The sequence below is a fragment of the Klebsiella sp. FDAARGOS_511 genome (assembly GCF_003812845.1).
Classification (GTDB): Bacteria; Pseudomonadota; Gammaproteobacteria; order Enterobacterales; family Enterobacteriaceae; genus Klebsiella; species Klebsiella grimontii.
Genome location: NZ_CP033824.1, coordinates 2,288,349 through 2,311,856 on the forward strand (window position 1 = coordinate 2,288,349; position 23,508 = coordinate 2,311,856).

The window sequence follows — 23,508 nt, forward strand, 5'->3', positions numbered from 1 at the left end:
AGTTGGTTTTCTCCCGAGATTTGTAGGGTTCAGGGTTTATGTTCTGTTTAGTAATCCCGCGCCTGAGCGCGTTTTTCATTGATCATTTGCGCCACCTTGCGGATCCGCTCGGAGAGCGCAGACTGCGCGACGCCGACGTTCCACCAGCTGCCGTATTTGTGCACCATGGTTTTCGGCAGCACTTTAATGTCTATTAGGGTACTGACGGTTTCGCGGCGCGCGGCGTCCAGCGCGTGGCGCAGTTCTTCTAGCGTCGTGACGCGCCAGGTTTTGCAGCCGTAGCCGGCAGCGACGGTGGCGAAATCTACCGGCACCAGGCCGCCCTGCAGCTGGCCCGATTCGGCGCAGCGGAAGCGGAACTCGGTGCCGAAGCTGTCCATACCGTGCTCCATCTGCAGGTTGTTAATGCAACCGTTGGCCATGTTGTCGAGCAGCACGATGTTGATCTTCGCGCGCTCCTGCAGGGAGGTGACCAGCTCGGAGTGCAGCATCATGAACGAGCCGTCGCCGACCAGCGAATAGACCTCGCTTTGCGGTTGGGCTAACTTCACGCCCAGCGCGGCGCTGACTTCATACCCCATGCAGGAGTAGCCGTATTCCACGTGATAGGTGTTGGTGGCCCGGTTGCGCCAGACGCGCTGCAGGTCTCCCGGCAGGCTACCCGCCGCCGCCACAATTACCGCATCCGCCGGCAGCGTTTCGTTGAGTACGCCGAGAACGCTGCTTTGCGTCAGGGTGGAGTCGGTTATCTGGCGAAATTCGCGATACACCGATTCCCGATCCAGGTGGTCGTCTATTTCCGGGACGAAAGCGGTTTCCTGCCACACCGCCTGGTAAACGCGCTGGGTCTCTTTCAGCTGGCGGCTCTGTACGCTTTCAATCTGCTCTCCCCAGCCAGCCTGCCAGGATTCGCCGGACAGGGCGCCGTCCAGAGCGGTGAGGGCTTCGCGAGCATCCGCCAGCATCGGGATGCCATCCAGCTTCCAGGCGTCGAAGTTGCTGACGTTGATATTGAGGAAGCGCACGCCCGGGTGCTGGAAAATCCATTTTGATGAGGTGGTGAAATCGCTGAAACGCGTGCCAAGACCGATGACTAAGTCCGCCTCTTTCGCCAGCAGGTTCGCCGCCAGGCAGCCGGTTTCGCCGACGCCGCCTACGTTATAAGGATGCGAAGAGACAACGCTGCCTTTACCCGCCTGGGTTTCGGCAAACGGCACGCCGTAGCGCTCGGCAAAACGGGTCAACGCCTCGCCTGCGCCGGAGTATTTCACCCCGCCGCCGCAAACGATCAGCGGCTTACGGCTGGCTTTAATCGCCGCCACGGCATCCGCCAGCTGCGCGGCGCTGGCCGGACGGCGATCAAGGCGGTGTACCCGGCGGGTAAAGAAGGATTCCGGATAATCCCAGGCTTCACCCTGGACATCCTGCGGCAGACAGAGCGTGACCGCACCGGTTTCCGCCGGGTCAGTCAACACGCGCATGGCGTTGATGCAGGCGCTCATCAGCTGTTCCGGACGGGTGATGCGATCCCAATATTTACTCACCGCGCGAAACGCGTCGTTAGTGGTAATGCTGAGATCGTGGCTCTGTTCGATTTGCTGCAGCACCGGATCAGGCTGGCGGGTCGCAAACACATCGCCCGGCAGCAGCAGCAGCGGGATGCGGTTGGCGGTCGCGGTCGCGGCGGCGGTAATCATATTCGCTGCGCCGGGGCCAATGGAGGAAGTACAGGCAATAATCTGACGACGCAAAGACTGTCTGGCAAAACCGGTGGCGACATGCGCCATCCCTTGCTCGTTACGCCCCTGATAGACCCGCATTTCACCGCTATCTTGTTCAAGGGCCTGGCCCATTCCCAGCACGTTGCCGTGGCCAAAGATAGCAAAGATGCCTTTGACGAACTTATGCTCTTCGCCATCGACTTCCAGGTACTGGTTATCCAGGAACTTCACCAGCGCCTGCGCCATTGTCAGTCTCAGTTTGCCCATGTTGCCCAATCCTTATTGTCAGTATTTGCGTGTGGGTTAGCGTTTTGCCCTGCGCAGCGATACAAGCGATGAGTCAGGGAAACCGTTAACGCCACTGGAATACTTCTGGATTATAGGCAAACATTTTTTTCATTAAATAGAAATACAGAAGAAATATTTCATTTTGCGAGAGGGATCAAACTCTCTATGCATTTCACCCGTTTCATTCGCATCCTGTATACGGGATAACGCGCAAATTACGCGGCCCACCTCTTAATATCCCCTTAAAAATCATAGGTAAAGACCACATCCAAACGGGCTCCAGTTCAACTTTCAGCCGCAGCCCAGGATCCGAGGCAGAATGAGGCTCAGCGCGGCATAGTGGTATATCCCTCACATTTTTGGTTTTTTAATTTCGATCTAGTTTGCAAATGAAATATTTATTTCTCAAACTAAGGGTAACCAATAACCCTCAGGCTGTTTTCGGAGACGCTGTCGGCATTCCGACTCTTCCGTACAGCAGAAATGCAAAAGGAAACCCTAGCTATGAATGCAGCAGTAAAGCGACTCGACGTCATCTGTATTGGCCGGGTGGCAGTCGATCTCTATGCCCAGCAGATTGGCGCGAGGCTGGAAGATGTCGCCAGTTTTTCTAAATACCTGGGTGGATCTTCCGGCAACGTCGCCTTCGGCACCGCCATTCAGGGATTAAAATCGGCAATGCTCGCTCGCGTGGGCGATGAGCATAATGGCCGTTTTCTACGCGAAACTCTGAGCCGCGCCGGCGTCGATACCGAATATCTGATCACCGATAAGCAGCGCCTGACAGCGTTAGTGATGCTGGGGATTAAAGATCAGGAGACGTTTCCGCTGATTTTTTACCGCGATAACTGCGCCGATATGGCCCTTTCGCCAGAAGATATTAAGGAAGAGTACATCGCCTCTTCCCGGGCACTGGCGGTAACCGGCACCCACCTTTCGCACGCCAACACGCGCGAAGCGGTGCTGAAGGCGCTGGAGTACGCCCGCCGCCACGGCCTGCGTACCGCGCTGGATATCGACTATCGTCCGGTGCTTTGGGGGTTAACGTCTTTAGGCGACGGTGAAACGCGTTTCATTGAATCCGGCCAGGTAACCAGCCAGCTGCAGGAGGTCCTGCATCTGTTCGATTTGGTGGTGGGGACTGAAGAGGAGTTTCATATTGCCGGCGGCAGCACCGATACCCTGACCGCGCTGAAAAACGTGCGTAACGCCACAAAAGCGACGCTGGTTTGCAAGCGCGGTCCGATGGGCTGCGTGGTGCTGGAAGGCGCCATTCCCGACAGCTGGGATAGCGTGCCGCTGCAGCAGGGCGTACGTGTAGACGTGCTTAACGTCCTGGGCGCGGGCGATGCCTTTATGTCCGGCCTGTTGCGCGGCTGGCTTAACGATGAAGGCTGGGAGCAGGCCTGTCGCTACGCTAACGCCTGCGGCGCGCTGGTGGTTTCACGCCACGGCTGCGCGCCCGCGATGCCGACCAAAGCCGAGCTTGACGACTATCTGTCGCGGGCAGAATCGGTGCCGCGTCCGGATATCGACGCTCGCCTCAACCATCTCCATCGCGTCACCAGCCGCCGCCAGGCGTGGCCGGAGCTGTGCATTTTCGCCTTTGACCACCGTAAGCAGCTGGCAGACCTGGCGCTGGAAACCGGGCGTGATGAATCCTGTATTCCGCAGCTGAAGCTGCTGCTGCTGGCTGCCGCGGAAGCCGCTGCAGATGAAGCCGGTCTTGACGGTCGCAGCGGCATCCTCGCCGATGGCACCTACGGCCAGCGTTCGCTCAATGCCATCACCGGCAAGGGTTGGTGGATTGGTCGGCCGATTGAAATGCCGAGCTCACGCCCGCTGCGCCTGGAACATGGCAACATCGGTTCCCAACTGATCGACTGGCCGCTGGAACACGTGGTGAAATGCCTGGTCTTCTATCATCCGGCCGATCCCGCCGAGCTGCGCGCCGAACAGGATGCGCTGCTGCTGGAGGTCTGGCAGGCGTGCAACAAGTCCGGGCATGAACTGCTGCTGGAAATCATCCTGCCGGAAAACGGCCCGGATAAAGATGAACGCCACTACCACGATATGCTGGAGCATTTCTATCAGCTGGGCATCCAGCCGGACTGGTGGAAGCTGCCGCCGCTGTCGAGCGCGGAATGGGAAAGGATCGGCAAACTGATCGCGCGCGAAGATAGCTGGTGCCGCGGGATCTTAATCCTCGGCCTCGACGCACCTTCGGACCGACTGCGCGCCGGTTTTGCTGAAGCGGCGAAGCATCCGATGATCAAAGGTTTTGCCGTCGGGCGCACCATTTTTGGCCAACCTTCACGGCGCTGGATGCAGGGAGAGCTCAGCGACGAGGCGCTGATTAACGAAGTGAAACGCAACTACCTCACGCTCATCGGCTACTGGCGAGAAGCCCGCGGCTGATTCAGCCCAGGCCCGCATCCTCTTCAGAAGATGCGGGCTTTTTTCTGGATCTTCGTGAAATGAATCGCGTATTTCATCGTAGTAAATGAAAAATTCGCTTCATTTGATACACTGGAAATTATATTCCTTTCATTTTCTCAGAGCGCAATCTATGGCCAATAATCCGACCCAACTTACCATCTTGCAGGATGAAATCAGGCGTCGCTACGACACGTTAAGCAAACGCCTGAAACAGGTAGCCCGCTATATTCTCGATAACAGCAATAGCGTGGCTTTCGACACCGTGGCCTCTATCGCGCAACAAGCTGACGTCCCCCCTTCCACGCTGATCCGCTTCGCTAACGCCTTTGGTTTTAGCGGCTTCAACGAAATGAAGCAGATGTTCAAGCAGCACCTGATGGAAGAGACGGCTAACTATACCGAGCGCGCGCGTCTGTTCCGCCAGACCACGACGGATGACGCAACCCCGCCGGAAACGCCGACCGAAATCCTGAATATGTTCACCATGGTCAATACCCAGGCGCTGCAGCAGCTGGCGATGCAGACCTCTGGCGACGATCTGCAGCGCGCGGTCGCGCTGCTGGCGGAAGCGGAGAATATCTACGTTATTGGCCTGCGCCGTTCCTTTAGCGTCGCCTCCTATCTGACCTACGCCCTGCGCCATCTGGACCGTAAAGCGTTCCTGATTGACGGTCTGGGCGGCATGTTTACCGAGCAGCTCAGCCTGGTCGGGCCGAAAGATGTCGTGGTGGCGGTGAGCTTCTCTCCGTATGCGCGGGAAGTGGTTGAACTGGTGGAGCTCGGCGCGCAGCGTAAAGCACGGCAGATAGCGATTACCGACAGCCAGGTCAGCCCGCTCGCGGCCTTCAGCGACGTCTGCTTCGTGGTGCGCGAGGCGCAGGTTGATGGTTTCCGTTCACAGGTGGCCTCGCTGTGCCTGGCCCAGACTCTGGCGGTCTCGCTGGCGCTGAACAGCAGCAAGGATGCAGAGACGAAGCAGCTGGCTTAAGTTTTTCATGCCTCCCGGATGGCGACGTAAACGTCTTATCCGGGCTACTTGTCCGCAGACGACGGTAAACCCGTAGCCCGGCTGAGCGCAGCGCGAGCCGGGGGTGCAGTTGGCTTAAGCTTTTCATTATTCCCGGATTGCGACGTAAACGTCTTATCCGGGCTACTTGTCCGCAGACGACGGTAAACCCGTAGCCCGGCTCAGCGCAGCGCGAGCCGGGGGTGCAGCTGGCTTAAGCTTTTCATTATTCCCGGATTGCGACGTAAACGTCTTATCCGGGCTACTTGTCCGCAGACGACGGTAAACCCGTAGCCCGGCTCAGCGCAGCGCGAGCCGGGGATGTGGTAGGATTGCGACGACGATCTTATTCGGGTTACAGGATCAAAAAGGCCGGCTAGCAACGCTAACCGGCCTTTTTATCCTCAACCGACGTTAATCGTGGCGAGGATAATCAGGGCTATTGATCCACGCGTGATCCTCTTCCCAGGTAAACATCCATTTGCGATCCGGGCCGGCCATCACGTTCAGATAGTAACTATCATATCCGGCAATCGCCGCCACCGGATGGTAGCCGCGCGGCACCATGACCACATCGTGGTTGTAGGGAGCCATGCAGGCATCGAGGCTGCGGTCATCTGTGTAGACGCGCTGGAAGGCAAAACCCTGCGGCGGATCGAAACGGTGATAGTAGGTCTCTTCCAGCTGGGTTTCCTGGCCCGGCAGCGCCGTATCGTGCTTATGCGACGGCCATGAGCTGGTCGCCCCTTCCTCGGTGTAAACCTCCACCACCAGCAGGCAGTCCGCCTGCACGTTGTCCGGAAGAATATTGTGCACCAGGCGCTGGTTGCGCCCCTTACCGCGATGCTCTACGCCAACGTCCTGCGGGGAGATGACCCGTGCAGGGAAGGTTCCTTTACCCGGCGCGCTGCATATGGCCAGCTCGAGGTCTGAATCCGCCGTCACTTCGACTTTATCCTGCGGCGGCACGTAGACTGACCAGGGCGGCGTACGCTCAAATGGCGACATACGCTGGCCAAGGTTGGGGAAATCCGCCCGAGTGGTTTTTACCGAAGCCAGCCCGGCGACCAGCACCAGGCACAGTTCGCGATCGCCGCTTTCCAGGGTGACGGTTTGCCCTTTCTTTAACATCCAGACGTCAAAACCAATGTACTTCCACCCCGCGCTCTGCGGGGTGATGTGCTGAATCTGCCCTTCTTTTTTTGCTTTAGCCAGTAAAGACATGGCGCTCTCCTTCGCCGATTAGCCTAACGTCGGCATACTGAATTCAGATACGGTTTGCTGACCCTGCGGCCAGCGGACGGTGGCGGTTTTCATACGCGTATAGAAGCGCACACCATCCGGGCCATGCACGTTCAGGGCGCCGAATACGGAGCGTTTCCAGCCGCCAAAGCTATGGAAGGCCATGGGAACGGGTACCGGTACGTTGACCCCAACCATTCCGGCCTGGACATCATGTACAAATTCACGCGCGGTGTGGCCGTTGCTGGTAAAGACGGCGCTACCGTTGCCGAACTCATGGCTGTTCACCAGCTCCAGCGCGCTGTGGTAATCCGCCACGCGGACAATACCCAGCACCGGGCCAAAAATCTCTTCGCGCCAGATAGTCATCTCCGGCGTAACGTTGTCGAACAGCGTTCCGCCGACGTAGTACCCCTCTTCAAACCCGGGAACCTGCGGCTTACGGCCGTCAACCACCAGCGTCGCCCCCTCGCAGATCCCTTTATCAATATATCCCAGCACTTTTTTCTGATGGGTATCGGAAACGACCGGCCCCATTTCGTTCTCTTCTTTTCCGCGCATACAGCCCGGCCCAACCTTCAGGGATTCCACCAGTGGCTTCAGGCGCGCAATCAGTTTATCCGCCGTTTCATCGCCGACGGCGACCACTACCGGCAGCGCCATGCAGCGCTCGCCCGCCGAGCCGAACGCGCCGCCCATAATGGCGTTCACGGTGGCATCCAGATCGGCATCCGGCATCACAATCGCGTGGTTTTTCGCCGCGCCAAACGCCTGTACTCGCTTGCCATAAGCGCTGGCGGTTTTATAAATATGCTCCGCCACGCCGGACGAACCCACAAAGCTTACCGCCGCGATACGCGGGTCCCGGTAGAGCTGCTCAGCGTCTTCATTGCTGCAGTGCACCACGTTAAAGACGCCATCCGGCAGCCCCGCTTCTTTCAGCAATTCCGCCAGACGCACCGCGGCGGTCGGCGCCAGCGCTGGTGGCTTCAGGACAAAGCTGTTGCCGCAGGCCAGCGCTAGCGGGAACATCCACATCGGTACCATCGCCGGGAAGTTGAACGGTGTAATGCCCGCCACCACGCCCAGCGGCTGCATCAGAGAATAGCTGTCAACGCCGGTACCGACATCCGATGAGAACTCCCCTTTGATCAGATGCGGAATGCCGCAGGCAAACTCGACGACTTCCATGCCGCGCGTCAGCTCCCCATCGCGTCGGAAAACACTTTACCGTGCTCGCTGACGATAATCCCCGCCAGCTCTTCAGCGTGCTGTTCCAGTAACATTTTAAAATTGAACATCACGCGCGCGCGGCGCAGCGGCGTGGTGCGCGACCAGCTCTCAAAAGCATCACGCGCCACCTGAATGGCGTCAGAGACTTCCTGCGCGGTCGATAACGTGACTTCGCGGACCACTTTGCCCGTCGCGGGGTCGAATACCGGCATTGTGTTGTTGCTGCCGCTGGTAACGGTTTTCCCGCCAATAAAGTTTCCTGTGATAGTCATGCTCTCGCCTCATCTGTATGGGGTATCGGGGGCCAACGCAGTACGGCCCATTGCTGGATCTGCTGTGCTATAACCGTAGTAAAATGAAATTAATATTTCAATATTGATAGCTAATGAAATTCAATTTTGGTGACGATGGTCGCAATTTATTGTAAGGAAACGCCGCCTTGCGCGCTAAAGCCCGACAAAAAGAGATTAGACGTAGCGCCTTCTGGAACCGGCAGCAATGAAAGCACAACAGAAAAATATTTTGCGAGTCGGCTCAAAAAATCGCCATTTCATACATTGCTAATTTTGGAATAAATGTTTTGACTATGAGGCATTCGAACGAATTCGATCCCTACGTTTCTGGAGAGTCAAAATGGCTATTGCATCGCAACGTTTCTGCATCAACCGCAAGATCGCCCCGTCATTCAGCATTGAGGCCTTTTTCCGGCTGGTGAACAGCCTCGGGCTGAACAAAGTCGAGCTACGTAACGACCTCCCCAGCGGAAAAGTAACCGACGACCTGAGCCACCAGCAGGTTCGCGAGCTGGCTGACCGCTACCATATTGAGATCCTCACGATCAACGCGGTCTACCCTTTCAACTGCCGCACCGCAGAGGTTCGTAGCCTGACGGAGTCATTGTTAAAAGAAGCCAAAGCCGTTGGCGCCAAATCGCTGGTGCTGTGCCCGCTGAACGATGGTACCGAGGTTCCGGCGAGCGAAACCCTTAACGCCCTGCGTGACCTGGCGCCGTTATTCGCCTTCTACGGCATTCAGGGACTGGTGGAACCGCTCGGTTTCCCGCAGAGCTCGCTGCGCTCCTCGGCGCAGGCGCAAACGCTGATCCACGACGCGCGGGTGCCGTTTAAGCTGCTGATCGATACCTTCCATCATCATCTTTATCCGCAGGCGGAGCAGGAGTTTAACCAGGTGGATATCGGCGAAATCGGTCTGGTCCATCTTTCCGGCGTAGAGGATACCCGCCCACGCGAAGCCCTTACCGACAATGAGCGCATCATGCTGAGCGCAAAAGACCAGCTGCACAGCTGCGAGCAGGCCAAAAACCTGGAGGCGCGCGGCTATCAGGGCGTGTATGCGTTCGAGCCCTTCGCGCCGGAGCTGGCAAACTGGAGCGAAGACGATATCCGCCGCGAAATTGAGCAGAGCATCGCGTTAATTCAGCGCCACTGCGCCTGAAGCGAATAAGCGAAGGCGCGCGTGATTTCCCTGCTTTTGTCATCAAGTTGCCTATACTCGCAGCAGGATAAATGGAGAAATCGATCATGAGCGCACCTCTGCTAATTGCCCGCACGCTGGATAAACAGCTGCATTTACTGCCCGCTATGGCCAACCGCCACGGCTTAATTACCGGCGCCACGGGGACCGGTAAAACCGTCACCCTGCAAAAGCTGGCGGAGTCGTTCTCGGAGATCGGCGTTCCGGTATTTATGGCCGATGTGAAAGGCGACCTCACCGGTATCGCCGAGTCGGGCCAAAGTTCGGAAAAGCTGCAGGCGCGGCTGGAGAAAATTGGCGCAACGGATTGGCAGCCGCACGCCAATCCGGTGGTGCTATGGGATATTTTCGGCGAAAAAGGCCACCCGGTGCGCGCCACGGTTTCCGATCTCGGGCCCCTGCTGCTGGCTCGCCTGCTCAACCTCAATGAGGTTCAGTCAGGGGTGCTGAATATCATTTTCCGTATCGCCGACGATCGCGGGCTGCTGCTGCTCGACTTTAAAGACCTGCGCGCCATTACCCAATACATTGGCGACAACGCCAAAGCGTTTCAGAACCAGTACGGCAATATCAGCAGCGCCTCCGTAGGGGCGATTCAGCGCGGGTTACTCACCCTTGAGCAGCAGGGCGCGGAGCACTTTTTTGGCGAACCTATGCTCGATATTCAGGACTGGATGCGCGTCGACGCTGAGGGTAAAGGGGTGATTAATATCCTGAGCGCCGAGAAGCTCTACCAGATGCCGAAGCTGTACGCCGCCAGCCTGCTATGGATGCTCTCCGAGCTTTACGAACGGCTGCCGGAAGCCGGCGACCTGGAGAAGCCAAAGCTGGTCTTTTTCTTTGATGAAGCGCATCTGCTGTTTAACGATGCGCCGCAGGTGCTGCTGGATAAAATCGAGCAGGTCATTCGTCTGATTCGTTCTAAAGCCGTCGGGGTCTATTTTGTTTCACAAAACCCGTCGGACATTCCCGATGCGGTTCTCGGCCAACTGGGTAATCGCGTGCAGCACGCCCTGCGCGCCTTCACGCCGAAAGACCAAAAAGCGGTAAAAACTGCCGCGCAGACCATGCGCGCGAATCCGGCGTTCAGTACCGAACAGGCGATTCAGGAGCTGGGCACCGGCGAAGCGCTGATCTCCTTTCTTGATGAGAAAGGCAGCCCTTCGATAGTGGAACGCGCGATGGTTATCGCCCCCTGCTCGCGTATGGGGCCGGTCACCGATGACGAACGCAACGGGCTACTTAACCACTCGCCGCTGTACGGAAAATATGAAGAAGAGATCGACCGTGAATCGGCCTTTGAAATGCTGCAACAGGGCGTTCAGAGCACAACGGAGCAGCAGCAGTCACCGCCCGCAAAAGGCCAGCAAAACGGCGATGACGACGGCCTGCTGGGCGGATTAAAAGACATTCTGTTCGGCACCACCGGTCCGCGCGGCGGCAAACGCGACGGTATCGTACAAACGGCAGCCAGGAGCGCGGTGCGTCAGGTCACCAATCAGATAGTCAGGGGAATGCTGGGAAGCTTGCTTGGCGGGCGGAAACGCTAAAAAAACGCCCCCTTTCTGAATTCAGGAAGGGGGCGCGTGACGTCAGGATTTACGCATCATCAGCCAGAGGCTCAGCAAGAAGAAGCTGGCGCTCGGCAACAGCGCGCCGATAATCGGCGGGATGCCGTACACCAGGGTGAGCGGGCCGAAAATCTGGTCCAGCACGTAGAAGATGAAGCCGAAGCTGATCCCGGTCACCACTCTGACGCCCATCGGCACGCTACGTAGCGGGCCAAAGATAAACGACAGCGCCATCAGCATCATCACCGCCACCGACAGCGGCTGGAAGATTTTGCTCCACATATTGAGCTGATAGCGGCCCGGATCCTGACCGCTGGACTTCAGATAGGTAACATAGTTGTGCAGGCCGCTGATAGACAGCGCGTCGGGGTCCAGCGCCACCACGCCGAGCTTGTCCGGCGTCAGGTTGGTCTTCCAGGTCCCGCTGACCGTCTGCGTTCCGGTGACCTGTTTCGGGTCAGTCAGGTTGGATTCATCCACCTGCGACAGCCGCCAGAGCTTATTCTCGGTGTCAAACTTTGCCGAAGCGGCATAGCGAACGGACTGCAGGCGGCGCTGGTCGTTAAAGGCGTAGATGCTCACTCCGCCCAGCTCATCGCTGCCTTTTACCCGCTCGATATACACAAAGTTATGGCCGTCTTTCGCCCATAGCCCCTGCTGCGTTGAAAGCAGCGATCCGCCGTACATCTGCTGAGCACGATAGTTACGCGCCATCTGCTCGCCCTGCGGGGCAACCCACTCGCCCATCGCCATGGTCAGCAGCACCAGCGGAATCGCGGTTTTCATCACCGACAGCGCCACCTGCAGACGGGTAAAGCCGGAAGCCTGCATCACCACCAGTTCGCTGCGCTGCGCCAGCATCCCCAGCCCCAGCAGCGCGCCGAGCAGCGCCGCCATCGGGAAGAAGATTTGGATATCTTTCGGCACGCTGAGAATCGTGTAGATTCCTGCCCCCAGCGCATCATAGTTGCCCTGCCCGGCCTTTTTCAGCTGGTCGACAAACTTGATAATGCCCGAGAGGGAAACCAGCATGAACAGGGTCATCATGATGGTATTGAAAATCGTCTTACCGATATAACGGTCAAGTACCCCAAACGCCTGCATCACGCCGCTCCTTTGTTAAAACGGGCACGGAAGCGGCGCATCGGCACCGTATCCCACAGGTTCAACAGCACGGCCAACGCGAAATAGAGCAGGTTTACCGCCCACATCCAGATCATCGGATCCATTTTGCCTTTACCGCCGCTCGATTTAATCGACGTTTGCAGCAGGAAGAACACCAGATAGAGCAGCATCGCCGGCAGCATCGACAGCACGCGGCCCTGGCGCGGGTTTACCACGCTAAGCGGCACCACCATCAGCGCCATGATGAATACCGTAGCGACCAGCGTGAAGCGCCAGTGCAGCTCCGCCCGGGCGCGATCGGTATCGGTACGCCACAGGGTACGCATATCCATCTGCTCGGTATCGTTCGGATCGGATGCCACCGCCTGATGGCCGACTATCGCCTGATAGTTTTTGAAGTCAGTAATGCGGAAGTCGCGCAGCATCGCGGTGCCTTCAAAGCGGGTGCCCTGATTCATGGTCACCACCTGCGAGCCGTCTTTACGCAGCGAGAGCTCGCCGGTATCCGCGACAACCACCGACGGGCGTGCGTTGCCTCGCGGCCGCAGCTGAGCAAGGAAAACATCGCTGAAGCGGTTGCCGTTGACGTTCTCAATAAACAGCACCGCGCTGCCATCGCTGGCCTGCTGGAACTGGCCCTGAGCCAGCGCCGCCATGCCGGGGTTCGCTTTCGCTTCCGCCAGCACTTCATCCTGGTGACGAGAAGACCAGGGCCCGGCCCACATCACGTTGACCGCCGCGACGATGCCCGTAAAGAGCGCCAGGATCATGGCGGCTTTCACCAGCACTGCCTTGCTCAGGCCGCAGGCGTGCATCACCGTGATTTCGCTTTCGGTATACAGTTTACCCAGCGTCATCAGCAGCCCGAGGAATAAACTCAGGGGCAGAATAAGCTGCGCCATTTCAGGTACGCCCAGCCCTAGCAGCGAGAGCACCAGATTTGTCGGGATATCGCCATCAACAGCGGCGCCGAGGATCCTGACCAGTTTCTGACAAAAGAAAATGAGCAGCAGGATGAATAGGATCGCCAACTGGCTTTTCAGCGTCTCACGAACCAGATATCTTATGATTATCACTATAAATACGCCCGTAAAAACCCGTTTTATTGCAGGAAAATTGCTTGTTTCATGGCTTAAACGTCATTTATTCTCTTTGGTCGTCGAAAACATCGCTAAGATTAAATGACTCGCTGGTTCTGCGTATCAGGATCTTTTCTGACGAACCAAGGCCGTAATAACGTTAAGATTAACACGAAGTCACCACAACAGCGGACATGAGTTACGAAAGCTTTCAATTTCTATACTCTATGGATTTCGAGTTGCAGGCAGGCGGCAAGACTGTGAAGCCCCGGAGCTTACATCAGGTAAGTGACAGGGGTGAGCAGGCGCAGCCAACGCATCTGCAACTTGAAAGACGACGAGTATATCTGTAGCCACCACTGTTGTCTTTAAGATTCAGGAGCATAGTGCATGGAGTTCAGTGTAAAAAGCGGTAGCCCGGAGAAGCAGCGGAGCGCCTGTATCGTGGTCGGCGTCTTTGAACCACGGCGCCTCTCCCCCATCGCCGAACAGCTTGATAAAATTAGCGACGGTTATATCAGCGCCCTGCTGCGTCGCGGCGAGCTGGAAGGCAAACCTGGCCAGACTTTATTGCTGCACCATGTGCCGAATATTCTGTCGGAGCGCATTCTGCTTATTGGCTGTGGTAAAGAGCGCGAGCTGGATGAACGTCAGTACAAGCAGGTCATTCAGAAAACTATCAATACGCTGAATGATACCGGTTCAATGGAGGCCGTCTGCTTCCTGACCGAGCTGCACGTCAAAGGCCGCAATAACTACTGGAAAGTGCGTCAGGCGGTCGAGACCGCTAAAGAAACGCTGTACAGCTTTGACCAGTTGAAAACCAACAAAAGCGAGCCGCGCCGCCCGCTGCGTAAAATGGTTTTCAACGTCCCGACCCGTCGCGAGCTGACCAGCGGCGAACGCGCCATTCAGCACGGTCTGGCGATTGCTGCCGGCATCAAAGCGGCGAAAGATCTCGGCAATATGCCGCCAAACATCTGTAATGCCGCCTATCTGGCCTCTCAGGCGCGCCAGCTGGCCGATACCTACAGCAAGAACGTCATTACCCGCGTTATCGGCGAACAGCAGATGAAAGAGCTGGGAATGAACTCTTATCTGGCGGTCGGCAACGGTTCGCAGAACGAATCGCTGATGTCGGTTATCGAATACAAAGGCAACCCGGCGGAGGATGCGCGTCCTATCGTGCTGGTCGGTAAAGGCCTGACCTTTGACTCCGGCGGCATCTCCATCAAGCCTGCCGAAGGCATGGACGAGATGAAATACGATATGTGCGGCGCGGCGGCAGTGTACGGCGTGATGCGCATGGTGGCAGAACTTCAGCTGCCACTGAACGTTGTCGGCGTGCTTGCTGGATGTGAAAACATGCCGGGTGGTCGCGCCTACCGCCCAGGCGACGTGTTGACCACGATGTCCGGGCAAACGGTTGAAGTGCTGAACACCGATGCCGAAGGGCGCCTGGTGCTGTGCGATGTGCTGACCTACGTCGAGCGCTTCGAGCCGGAGACGGTAATCGACGTGGCGACGCTGACCGGCGCCTGCGTGATAGCGCTGGGCCATCACATCACCGGCCTGATGTCGAACCACAATCCGCTGGCCCACGAGCTGATCGGCGCCTCCGAACTGGCAGGCGATCGCGCATGGCGTCTGCCGCTTGCCGACGAGTTCCAGGAACAGCTGGAATCTAACTTCGCCGATATGGCGAACATCGGCGGCCGTCCCGGCGGAGCGATTACCGCGGGCTGCTTCCTGGCGCGCTTTACCCGTAAGTACAACTGGGCGCACCTGGATATCGCCGGTACCGCGTGGCGTTCCGGTAAAGCCAAAGGCGCGACCGGTCGTCCGGTGGCGATGCTGTCGCAGTTCCTGCTCAACCGCGCTGGGTTTACCGGCGAAGAGTGATGCAACGTGCCGGGTGGACCCGGCCTACTAACGACAGTACACCGTAGGCCGGGTCCGCCCGGCTTAAGCATTTAAAGTCATCACAAGAAGCCCCATATATGAAAAACGCAACGTTCTACCTTCTGGACAACGACACGCAACAAGACGGTCTGAGCGCCGTTGAACAACTGGTGTGTGACATTGCCGCAGAACGTTGGCGCAGCGGCAAGCGAGTGCTCATCGCCTGCGAAGATGAGCAACAGGCCATTCGTCTGGACGAGGCGCTGTGGGCACGGCCAGCGGAAAGTTTTGTTCCGCATAATCTGGCGGGAGAAGGTCCGCGCGGCGGCGCGCCGGTGGAGATCGCCTGGCCGCAAAAACGCAACAGCAGCCCGCGGGATATTCTGATTAGCCTGCGGCTAAATTTTGCAGATTTTGCCACCGCTTTCACAGAAGTGATAGACTTCGTCCCTTATGAAGATTCTTTGAAACAACTGGCGCGCGAACGCTATAAAGCGTACCGCATGGCTGGTTTCAACCTGAACACGGCAACCTGGAAATAATGGAAAAGACATACAACCCCCAAGATATCGAACAGCCGCTTTACGAGCACTGGGAAAAGCAGGGCTATTTCAAGCCTAACGGCGATGAAAGCAAAGAGTCCTTCTGCATCATGATCCCGCCGCCGAACGTCACCGGCAGTTTGCATATGGGTCATGCCTTCCAGCAAACCATCATGGATACCATGATTCGCTACCAGCGCATGCAGGGTAAAAACACTCTGTGGCAGGCCGGTACCGACCACGCGGGTATCGCTACCCAGATGGTGGTTGAGCGTAAGATTGCCGCCGAAGAAGGTAAAACCCGCCACGACTACGGTCGCGACGCCTTTATCGATAAAATCTGGCAGTGGAAAGCGGAGTCCGGCGGCACCATTACCCGCCAGATGCGCCGCCTGGGCAACTCCGTGGACTGGGAGCGCGAGCGCTTCACCATGGACGAAGGCCTGTCCAACGCCGTCAAAGAAGTCTTTGTCCGCCTGTACAAAGAAGATCTGATCTACCGCGGCAAGCGCCTGGTCAACTGGGACCCGAAACTGCGCACCGCTATCTCCGATCTGGAAGTGGAAAACCGCGAGTCTAAAGGCTCGATGTGGCATATCCGCTATCCTCTGGCCGACGGCGCGAAAACCGCTGACGGTAAAGATTACCTGGTCGTCGCCACCACCCGTCCGGAGACCGTGCTGGGCGATACCGGCGTGGCCGTTAACCCGGAAGATCCGCGCTATAAAGACCTTATCGGCAAATTCGTGATCCTGCCGCTGGTTGACCGCCGCATTCCGATTGTAGGCGACGAACACGCCGATATGGAAAAAGGCACCGGCTGCGTGAAGATCACCCCGGCGCACGATTTTAACGACTATGAAGTGGGCAAGCGTCATGCCCTGCCGATGATCAATATCCTGACCTTTGACGGCGACATCCGCGAAACCGCGGAAGTTTATGACACCAAAGGCAACGAGTCTGACGTTTACTCAAACGCTATCCCGGCGGAGTTCCAGAAGCTGGAGCGCTTTGCCGCGCGTAAAGCGGTAGTTGCCGCTATCGACGCGCTGGGCCTGCTGGAAGAGATTAAACCGCACGACCTGACCGTTCCGTACGGCGACCGCGGCGGCGTGGTGATCGAACCGATGCTGACCGACCAGTGGTACGTCCGCGCCGACGTGCTGGCTAAACCCGCTGTTGAAGCGGTTGAGAACGGCGACATCCAGTTCGTGCCGAAGCAGTACGAAAACATGTACTTCTCCTGGATGCGCGACATTCAGGACTGGTGTATCTCCCGCCAGCTGTGGTGGGGTCACCGCATCCCGGCATGGTACGACAACGACGGCAACGTCTACGTTGGCCGCACCGAAGACGAAGTGCGTCAGGAAAATAACCTGGGCGCCGGCGTGGCGCTGCGCCAGGACGAAGACGTTCTCGATACCTGGTTCTCCTCCGCGCTGTGGACCTTCTCCACCCTCGGCTGGCCGGAAAACACCGATGCCCTGCGCCAGTTCCATCCGACCAGCGTGATGGTTTCCGGCTTCGACATCATCTTCTTCTGGATTGCGCGCATGATCATGATGACCATGCACTTCATCAAAGATGAAAACGGCAAGCCGCAGGTGCCGTTTAAAACCGTCTATATGACCGGCCTGATCCGCGATGACGAAGGCCAGAAGATGTCCAAATCGAAGGGCAACGTTATCGACCCGCTGGATATGGTCGACGGCATTTCCCTGCCGGAGCTGCTGGAAAAACGCACCGGTAACATGATGCAGCCGCAGTTGGCGGAAAAAATCGCCAAACGCACCGAGAAACAGTTCCCGAACGGCATTGAGCCGCACGGTACCGACGCCCTGCGCTTTACCCTGGCGGCGTTGGCCTCGACCGGCCGCGATATCAACTGGGATATGAAGCGTCTGGAAGGTTATCGTAACTTCTGCAACAAGCTGTGGAACGCCAGCCGCTTTGTGCTGATGAACACCGAAGATCAGGATTGCGGCTTTAACGGCGGTGAAATGACCCTGTCGCTGGCGGACCGCTGGATCCTGGCGGAATTCAACCAGACCGTCAAAGCCTACCGCGAGGCGCTGGACGGCTTCCGCTTCGATATCGCCGCGGGCATTCTGTATGAGTTCACCTGGAACCAGTTCTGCGACTGGTATCTGGAGCTGACCAAGCCGGTGATGACCGGCGGTTCCGAGTCTGAGCTGCGCGGCACCCGCCACACGCTGGTGACCGTTCTGGAAGGTCTGCTGCGCCTGGCGCACCCGATTATCCCGTTCATCACCGAGACCATCTGGCAGCGCGTGAAGGTGATTTGCGGTATTACTGCCGATACCATCATGCTGCAGCCGTTCCCGCAGTACGATGCGTCTCAGGTTGACGAAGCGGCGCTGGCCGATACCGAATGGCTGAAGCAGGCGATCGTCGCCGTGCGTAACATCCGTGCGGAAATGAACATCGCCCCAGGTAAGCCGCTGGAGCTGCTGCTGCGCGGTTGCAGCGAAGCCGCGATGCGTCGCGTGAACGACAACCGTAGCTTCCTGCTGAACCTGGCGCGTCTGGAAAGCATCACCGTGCTGCCCGCCGATGATAAAGGTCCGGTTTCCGTGACCAAAATTATCGACGGCGCCGAGCTGCTGATCCCGATGGCCGGCCTCATCAATAAAGAAGATGAACTGGCGCGCCTCGCGAAAGAGGTGACAAAAATCGAAGGTGAGATTGGCCGCATCGAGAGCAAACTCTCCAACGAAGGCTTTGTGGCACGCGCGCCGGAAGCGGTGATCGCCAAAGAGCGTGAGAAGCTGGAAGGTTACGCGGAAGCGAAAGCGAAGCTGATTGAGCAGCAGGCGGTTATCGCCGCGCTGTAATTCACTCGCCCCTTATCCCATCCGGGTAAGGGGCGTTTTCTGTGAAAGATCCTCGCTTGCACTCTCCCCTCCCGCAGTGTTATTAACAACATCATCCGTCATCATTTTGTAACGAGTCTTCACATGAATACGAGCGCAACCCTACCGCTAACCCTGCGCCGCATCACGGCTAATGATAATCAGGCGATAGCCAACGTTATCCGCCAGGTTTCCGCCGAATATGGCCTGACCGCCGATAAAGGCTATACGGTCGCCGATCCGAATCTGGATCAGCTCTATGAGCTTTATAGCCAACCGGGTTCCGCCTATTGGGTCGTTGAGCAGAATGGTGAAGTGGTCGGCGGCGGCGGCGTGGCGCCGCTCTCCTGCAGCGAGCCCGATATCTGCGAACTACAAAAAATGTATTTTATGACCTCCGCGCGCGGTCGGGGACTGGCGAAAAAACTGGCGCTGATGGCCATGGATTACGCCCGTGAACAGGGTTTCAAACGCTGCTATCTCGAAACCACCGCCTTCCTTAAAGAAGCGGTCGGTTTATATGAGCATCTCGGCTTCGAGCATATCGACGGGCCGCTGGGCTGCACCGGCCACGTTGACTGCGAGGTCACGATGCTGAAAGTGCTGTAGCGCCCGCAAAACGACGACGTTAATTAATCGAAAAAATGCATGGTTTTCATGCAAAAAGAGCGTTATTCACCGCACGTTTTCGCTAATACACTCTTCGAGCATTGGATCTTTTCGCCTGCTACTGCGGCAGGCTTTGCTCAGGATAGAACATCATGAAAAAACTCCCCCTCCTGCTCACCGGCGGCCTGATGCTTGCCGGCATGGCTTCCTGCGTTAACGCCAGCGAACTTGCTGGCAATACCGAAGGCGCTCAGGTCATTCGCGTGGAAAAAAACCGGGGCCGTATCGATGCGCTCAACGATATCGTTTATAGCCAGGTAAAAAGCACCGTCGCCGTTCGTCAGCTGCATATGTCTTTACTGGTACCGCGTAACGGCGATCTGAAACCGGCAATCATCTATTTCCCCGGCGGCGGTTTCACCAGCGCGGCCTGGAATAAGTTTATCGAGATGCGTATGGCGCTGGCGACGGCGGGATTCGTCGTCGCGGCGGCGGAATACCGTACGGTTCCCGACACCTTCCCGGCCCCGGTTATCGATGGTAAAGCCGCCGTTCGCTATCTCCGCGAACATGCCGCGGAATACGGTATAGACCCGTCACGTATTGGCGTGCTGGGGGATTCCGCAGGCGGCTATATGGCGCAGATGCTGGCGCTCACCAACGGCGACAAAACGTTCGATCGTGGCGATAACCTGGCGCAATCCTCGGACGTGCAGGCCGCCGCCACGCTGTACGGTATTTCAAACCTGTTGAATATCGGCGAAGGTTTTCCGCAGGCGATTCAAAAGGTACACCAGTCGCCGGCGGTCACTGAAGCGCTGCTGGTACACGGTAGCGCTTTTCGCGACTGGCCGGGAGCGACCATTGACAGCGATCCGCAAAAAGCCCTGGCGGCCAGCCCGATGGGCCATATCAGCGGTAAAAAGCCGCCGTTTTTAATTATGCACGGCAGCGCCGATACCCTGGTTTCACCGGTACAAAGTCAACAGCTCTATCGCGCGCTGAAGAAGGAGGGCAACCCGGCTGATTACGTGTTGCTGGCGGGTGCGGAGCACGGCGATGACAGCTGGTATCAGAAGCCGGTTATTGAACGGGTAGTGAACTGGTTTAAAGCGACCCTCGGCGCGCCAAAAGCCGCCGCGACAGCAGAGAAAGACAAAAACGCCAATCTGTAATAGATCGTCAGGCCGCTGCGACGAAGCGGCGGCCTGGCACTCAGACCGGCACGCCGCTGTGAAAACGAAACTCCGCTTCAGGCGCGTTAATTAACGCCGCTTCCGCCTCGCCAAGCTGGCGCACGCGTTCGCTGATATTTTCCGCGGAAATCCTCTGCGCTAAGTCCAGATAGTCCTGATAGTGGCGCGCTTCGGAACGCAGCAGCGACAGATAAAACTTCTGCAGATCGTCATCCAGCCATGGCGCCAGCGCGGCAAAACGCTCGCAGGAACGGGCTTCAATGTAGGCGCCGCAAATCAGTTTATCGATCAGCATCACCGGTTCGTGAGAACGCACTTCCCGGCGCAGCCCGCGGGCATAGTTGCTGGCGGTGATTTTGACGTACGGGATTTCGCGGGAAAGCATGATTTCCCTCACCTGCCAGAAGTGATGCAGCTCCTCTTTGATCAGCAAAATCATGCTGTCGAGCAGCTGACGTCCCCAGGGATCGTCGGTCTGCGGCATGGCGCTTTTGTTTATCTGCTTATGTAGCGCGACGAAATCCGGCTCCGGGCCCCAGCGGTAGGTGAAGTCCTCGTAGGGCTTCAGGCAGGCCAGCAGCTCATCGGCGCCTTCTTTATCCGCAACGTATCGACGCACCAGCAGCATGGCGTTTTGCGCCGCTTTCAGCTCGCACACCATATGGTCGGTCAATAGCAGTGGAAGATTTTCCGGTTTACGGGCTTCATCAATCCACGCCTGAGGAGTTGGGCAATGCAGAAAGCTTAAAATCGGGGCGAGTATTTGCGGGTAATCCATTGAAATTCCTTGCTATACGGCGGCATAACGCACCGCCGTATACCTCTGCTACCTAGTGGCGAACGCCGTCGTCGTCTTCATCAACGAGATCTTCGTCGTCGTCACCTTCTTCGTCTTCCCCGTTAGGATCTTCGTAGTAGGTGCCCCAGCCGTCGTATTCAACGTCGTATTTTTCCGCCAGCGTCATCAGCTGCTCAACCTGGGCATCGATCAGCTCGGCATTCAGCGCGGATTCGCTGAGGATATCGCAGCAAATCACGGTATCGCCCTCTTCCACTTCCAGCTCTTCTGGCTCAGTCACTTCATAGCCCAGCTTGAAAGCTTCTACCGCCACTTTCTCCAGCGTTTCGAAATCATCGGCGGAGAGATGGTGCTCAATGGTGTACAGCGCGTCCGGATCGCTGCCGTCTTCGAGCAACTCTTCAATAATCAGACGCGTTTCTTCACGCTGTTCTTCCAGTAATTCCGGGTTGGCCATGGCTCGTTCCTCATAATGTGTCGCAGATGCTTCTATTGTCACATACCGCCGTGATTGCCTCCACCTTCTAAGAGAAAGATTTATGACACGGGGTTGCAAATGAATATTCATACATATAAAGTGAATTTTAATTCAACAAATGGTCTAAGCCATGTGAGGGAACCATGTCCGCGTTATATCAGAAGCATTTTTTAAAGTTGCTTGATTTTACTCCTGCAGAAATTACCGCCCTGCTTGAACTGGCGGCCAGGCTCAAAGCTGATAAGAAAAACAATATCGAAATTCAGCATCTCACCGGCAAAAACATCGCGCTCATCTTCGAAAAAGACTCTACTCGTACCCGATGCTCTTTCGAAGTTGCCGCATTTGACCAGGGCGCTCGCGTCACCTATCTCGGACCAAGCGGCAGCCAGATTGGCCACAAAGAGTCGATTAAAGACACCGCCCGCGTGCTGGGACGCATGTACGACGGTATTCAATATCGCGGTCATGGCCAGGAAGTGGTGGAAACCCTTGCCGAATATGCCGCCGTTCCGGTATGGAACGGCCTGACCAATGAATTCCACCCTACCCAGCTGCTAGCGGACCTTCTGACCATGCAGGAGCACCTGCCGGGCAAAGCCTTTAACCAGATGACCCTGGTCTACGCCGGCGACGCGCGGAATAATATGGGCAACTCCATGCTCGAAGCCGCCGCGCTGACCGGCCTGGATCTGCGCCTGGTCGCGCCAACGGCCTGCTGGCCGGAAGAGAAGCTGGTCGAGCAGTGCCGGGCGCTGGCGCAGAAAAACGGCGGCAATATTACGCTGACCGAAGATATCGCCGCGGGCGTGAAGGACGCGGACTTTATCTATACCGACGTCTGGGTATCAATGGGCGAAGCTAAAGAGAAGTGGGCGGAGCGTATCGCGCTGCTGCGCGGGTATCAAGTGAATAGCGAGATGATGGCGCTGACCGGCAATCCGCAGGTGAAATTCCTCCACTGCCTGCCCGCGTTCCACGACGACCAGACCACGCTCGGCAAACAGATGGCGGCGGAGTACGGCCTGCACGGCGGTATGGAAGTCACCGACGAGGTATTTGAATCCGCGGCGAGCGTCGTTTTCGACCAGGCGGAAAACCGCATGCATACTATCAAAGCGGTGATGGTGGCGACGCTTTCCCACTGAAATCAAAAACTAAACGTGTAACGCTCGGCGACAATATACTGTTCTCCATAGTGAATAGGCTGATGCTGGCTATCCAGAATCAGCGTTTTCATCAGGAATAACGGTTCGCCGGGCGGTTGCTGCAGCAGCGGTGCGTTGTCAGAATGCGCGCGCACCATCTCTACCGTCGTTTCACCCGCATAGGTAGGCACGATCGCGTATTTATCACTCAATAGCTGATAAAGCGACCCGCTGAGATCTTCCTGCTGTAAAAATCCTAATCGTTTCAGAGAGTAGTAATTATTCTCTAACATTAACGGCGCATCGCCAGCGATCCTGAGGCGTTGGATATAAAGCACGGAATCATCCCTCTCAAGCTCAAGAAGCTGACGCGCATTACGATAGTCCGGCAGAATCTCACGACGAGTCACTACGCTGTGGGTTGGTAGATGGTTAGCATCGCATGCGGCAGTAAAGCTAAGCAGGTGCACAACTTTACGCTCAATTTTAGGCAGACAGACAAAAGTCCCCTTCCCCTGCTTTTTCACCAAATAGCCTTCGGCTACCAGCTCTTTCACTGCGTTGCGCACCGTAATGCGGCTGATATTGTAAAGTTCGCTGAGCTCAATCTCGGTGGGGATTTTCTCTCCTTCAGCGAGTTTCCCGGACGAGATATCGCTGAGGATTTTATCTTTAAGCTGCCTGTATAACGGTACGGAAGTATTCTGTTGCAGTCCGAAATTCGACATAAAAGAGGTACCAGCACGGCCATTAATGCGAAGCA

Annotated in this window: 18 protein-coding genes and 1 pseudogene; 11 read left to right on the forward strand and 8 right to left on the reverse strand. The window is 57.0% G+C overall.

The window, feature by feature from the left end:
* Window positions 1–47: 47 nt before the first annotated feature.
* Entirely contained in the window at window positions 48–1,988 is a 1,941-nt protein-coding gene (iolD, locus tag EGY08_RS11985) for a 3D-(3,5/4)-trihydroxycyclohexane-1,2-dione acylhydrolase (decyclizing) (protein WP_009652310.1), read from the reverse strand.
* Between the two features lie 525 nt (window positions 1,989–2,513).
* Between iolD and EGY08_RS11990 the strand changes: the two genes are divergently transcribed.
* A complete protein-coding gene (locus tag EGY08_RS11990; protein ID WP_004128291.1) occupies window positions 2,514–4,427 on the forward strand; it encodes a bifunctional 5-dehydro-2-deoxygluconokinase/5-dehydro-2-deoxyphosphogluconate aldolase in 1,914 nt (637 codons plus the stop codon).
* 151 nt (window positions 4,428–4,578) lie between these two features.
* Window positions 4,579–5,436: a MurR/RpiR family transcriptional regulator gene (locus EGY08_RS11995; RefSeq protein ID WP_004098142.1), complete on the forward strand. Its 858-nt coding sequence runs from the start codon at window positions 4,579–4,581 to the stop codon at window positions 5,434–5,436.
* 432 nt (window positions 5,437–5,868) lie between these two features.
* On the opposite strand, the gene iolB is transcribed toward EGY08_RS11995, so the two are convergent.
* Together iolB and EGY08_RS12005 are read right to left on the reverse strand one after the other, a co-directional pair.
* Window positions 5,869–6,678, reverse strand: coding sequence for a 5-deoxy-glucuronate isomerase (iolB, locus tag EGY08_RS12000; RefSeq protein WP_123828531.1), 810 nt, complete (start codon window positions 6,676–6,678; stop codon window positions 5,869–5,871).
* Window positions 6,679–6,696: 18 nt separating this feature from the next.
* Window positions 6,697–8,201: pseudogene (locus EGY08_RS12005) on the reverse strand (CoA-acylating methylmalonate-semialdehyde dehydrogenase).
* A 361-nt stretch (window positions 8,202–8,562) separates the two neighbouring features.
* Here EGY08_RS12005 and EGY08_RS12010 point away from each other — a divergent pair.
* Together EGY08_RS12010 and EGY08_RS12015 are read left to right on the forward strand one after the other, a co-directional pair.
* The gene (locus EGY08_RS12010) at window positions 8,563–9,384 is read left to right on the forward strand and encodes a TIM barrel protein (RefSeq protein WP_123828532.1); all 822 of its coding nucleotides are present in this window, start codon (window positions 8,563–8,565) and stop codon (window positions 9,382–9,384) included.
* 86 nt (window positions 9,385–9,470) lie between these two features.
* Complete coding sequence (locus EGY08_RS12015; protein WP_123828533.1) at window positions 9,471–10,973, forward strand: helicase HerA-like C-terminal domain-containing protein; 1,503 nt, start codon at window positions 9,471–9,473, stop codon at window positions 10,971–10,973.
* 42 nt (window positions 10,974–11,015) lie between these two features.
* On the opposite strand, the gene lptG is transcribed toward EGY08_RS12015, so the two are convergent.
* Both lptG and lptF read right to left on the reverse strand, forming a co-directional pair.
* Window positions 11,016–12,098, reverse strand: coding sequence for an LPS export ABC transporter permease LptG (gene lptG, locus EGY08_RS12020; protein ID WP_004128285.1), 1,083 nt, complete (start codon window positions 12,096–12,098; stop codon window positions 11,016–11,018).
* On the reverse strand, window positions 12,098–13,195 hold the full coding sequence (gene lptF / locus EGY08_RS12025; RefSeq protein ID WP_004128284.1) for an LPS export ABC transporter permease LptF: 1,098 nt from the start codon (window positions 13,193–13,195) through the stop codon (window positions 12,098–12,100). The genes lptG and lptF overlap by 1 nt, the downstream gene beginning before the upstream one ends.
* Window positions 13,196–13,588: 393 nt before the next feature.
* On the opposite strand from lptF, the gene pepA reads away from it, so the two are divergent.
* The 5 genes from pepA (at window position 13,589) to EGY08_RS12055 (ending at window position 20,299) form a co-directional block, all read left to right on the forward strand.
* On the forward strand, window positions 13,589–15,100 hold the full coding sequence (pepA, locus tag EGY08_RS12035) for a leucyl aminopeptidase (protein ID WP_004128283.1): 1,512 nt from the start codon (window positions 13,589–13,591) through the stop codon (window positions 15,098–15,100).
* A gap of 98 nt (window positions 15,101–15,198) precedes the next feature.
* A complete protein-coding gene (gene holC, locus EGY08_RS12040; RefSeq protein WP_004098129.1) occupies window positions 15,199–15,642 on the forward strand; it encodes a DNA polymerase III subunit chi in 444 nt (147 codons plus the stop codon).
* Window positions 15,642–18,497 (forward strand): valine--tRNA ligase, encoded by a 2,856-nt coding sequence (locus EGY08_RS12045; protein ID WP_004128282.1) that lies wholly within the window; start codon window positions 15,642–15,644, stop codon window positions 18,495–18,497. The genes holC and EGY08_RS12045 overlap by 1 nt, the downstream gene beginning before the upstream one ends.
* Window positions 18,498–18,620: 123 nt before the next feature.
* Complete coding sequence (locus EGY08_RS12050) at window positions 18,621–19,124, forward strand: GNAT family N-acetyltransferase (RefSeq protein ID WP_004128281.1); 504 nt, start codon at window positions 18,621–18,623, stop codon at window positions 19,122–19,124.
* Between the two features lie 152 nt (window positions 19,125–19,276).
* The gene (locus EGY08_RS12055; RefSeq protein ID WP_123828534.1) at window positions 19,277–20,299 is read left to right on the forward strand and encodes an alpha/beta hydrolase; all 1,023 of its coding nucleotides are present in this window, start codon (window positions 19,277–19,279) and stop codon (window positions 20,297–20,299) included.
* A 40-nt stretch (window positions 20,300–20,339) separates the two neighbouring features.
* Here EGY08_RS12055 and miaE read toward each other — a convergent pair whose 3' ends face one another.
* Together miaE and rraB are read right to left on the reverse strand one after the other, a co-directional pair.
* Window positions 20,340–21,098 carry a tRNA isopentenyl-2-thiomethyl-A-37 hydroxylase MiaE gene (gene miaE, locus EGY08_RS12060; protein WP_004128278.1) on the reverse strand — a complete coding sequence of 253 codons (759 nt, stop codon included), beginning with the start codon at window positions 21,096–21,098 and terminating at the stop codon, window positions 20,340–20,342.
* Between the two features lie 52 nt (window positions 21,099–21,150).
* Entirely contained in the window at window positions 21,151–21,576 is a 426-nt protein-coding gene (gene rraB / locus EGY08_RS12065) for a ribonuclease E inhibitor RraB (RefSeq protein WP_004098122.1), read from the reverse strand.
* Window positions 21,577–21,675: 99 nt separating this feature from the next.
* Here rraB and argL point away from each other — a divergent pair, with 99 nt between their 5' ends.
* Both argL and argF read left to right on the forward strand, forming a co-directional pair.
* Window positions 21,676–21,771: a putative translational regulatory protein ArgL gene (gene argL, locus EGY08_RS31430; RefSeq protein ID WP_371320544.1), complete on the forward strand. Its 96-nt coding sequence runs from the start codon at window positions 21,676–21,678 to the stop codon at window positions 21,769–21,771.
* A complete protein-coding gene (gene argF / locus EGY08_RS12070; protein WP_123828535.1) occupies window positions 21,741–22,745 on the forward strand; it encodes an ornithine carbamoyltransferase in 1,005 nt (334 codons plus the stop codon). Before argL ends, argF begins: the two co-directional genes overlap by 31 nt.
* A gap of 2 nt (window positions 22,746–22,747) precedes the next feature.
* Here the strand turns inward: argF and EGY08_RS12075 are convergent, their stop codons facing one another.
* Window positions 22,748–23,473, reverse strand: a complete 726-nt coding sequence (locus EGY08_RS12075) for a GntR family transcriptional regulator (RefSeq protein ID WP_004128274.1) — start codon at window positions 23,471–23,473, stop codon at window positions 22,748–22,750.
* Window positions 23,474–23,508: the final 35 nt, after the last annotated feature.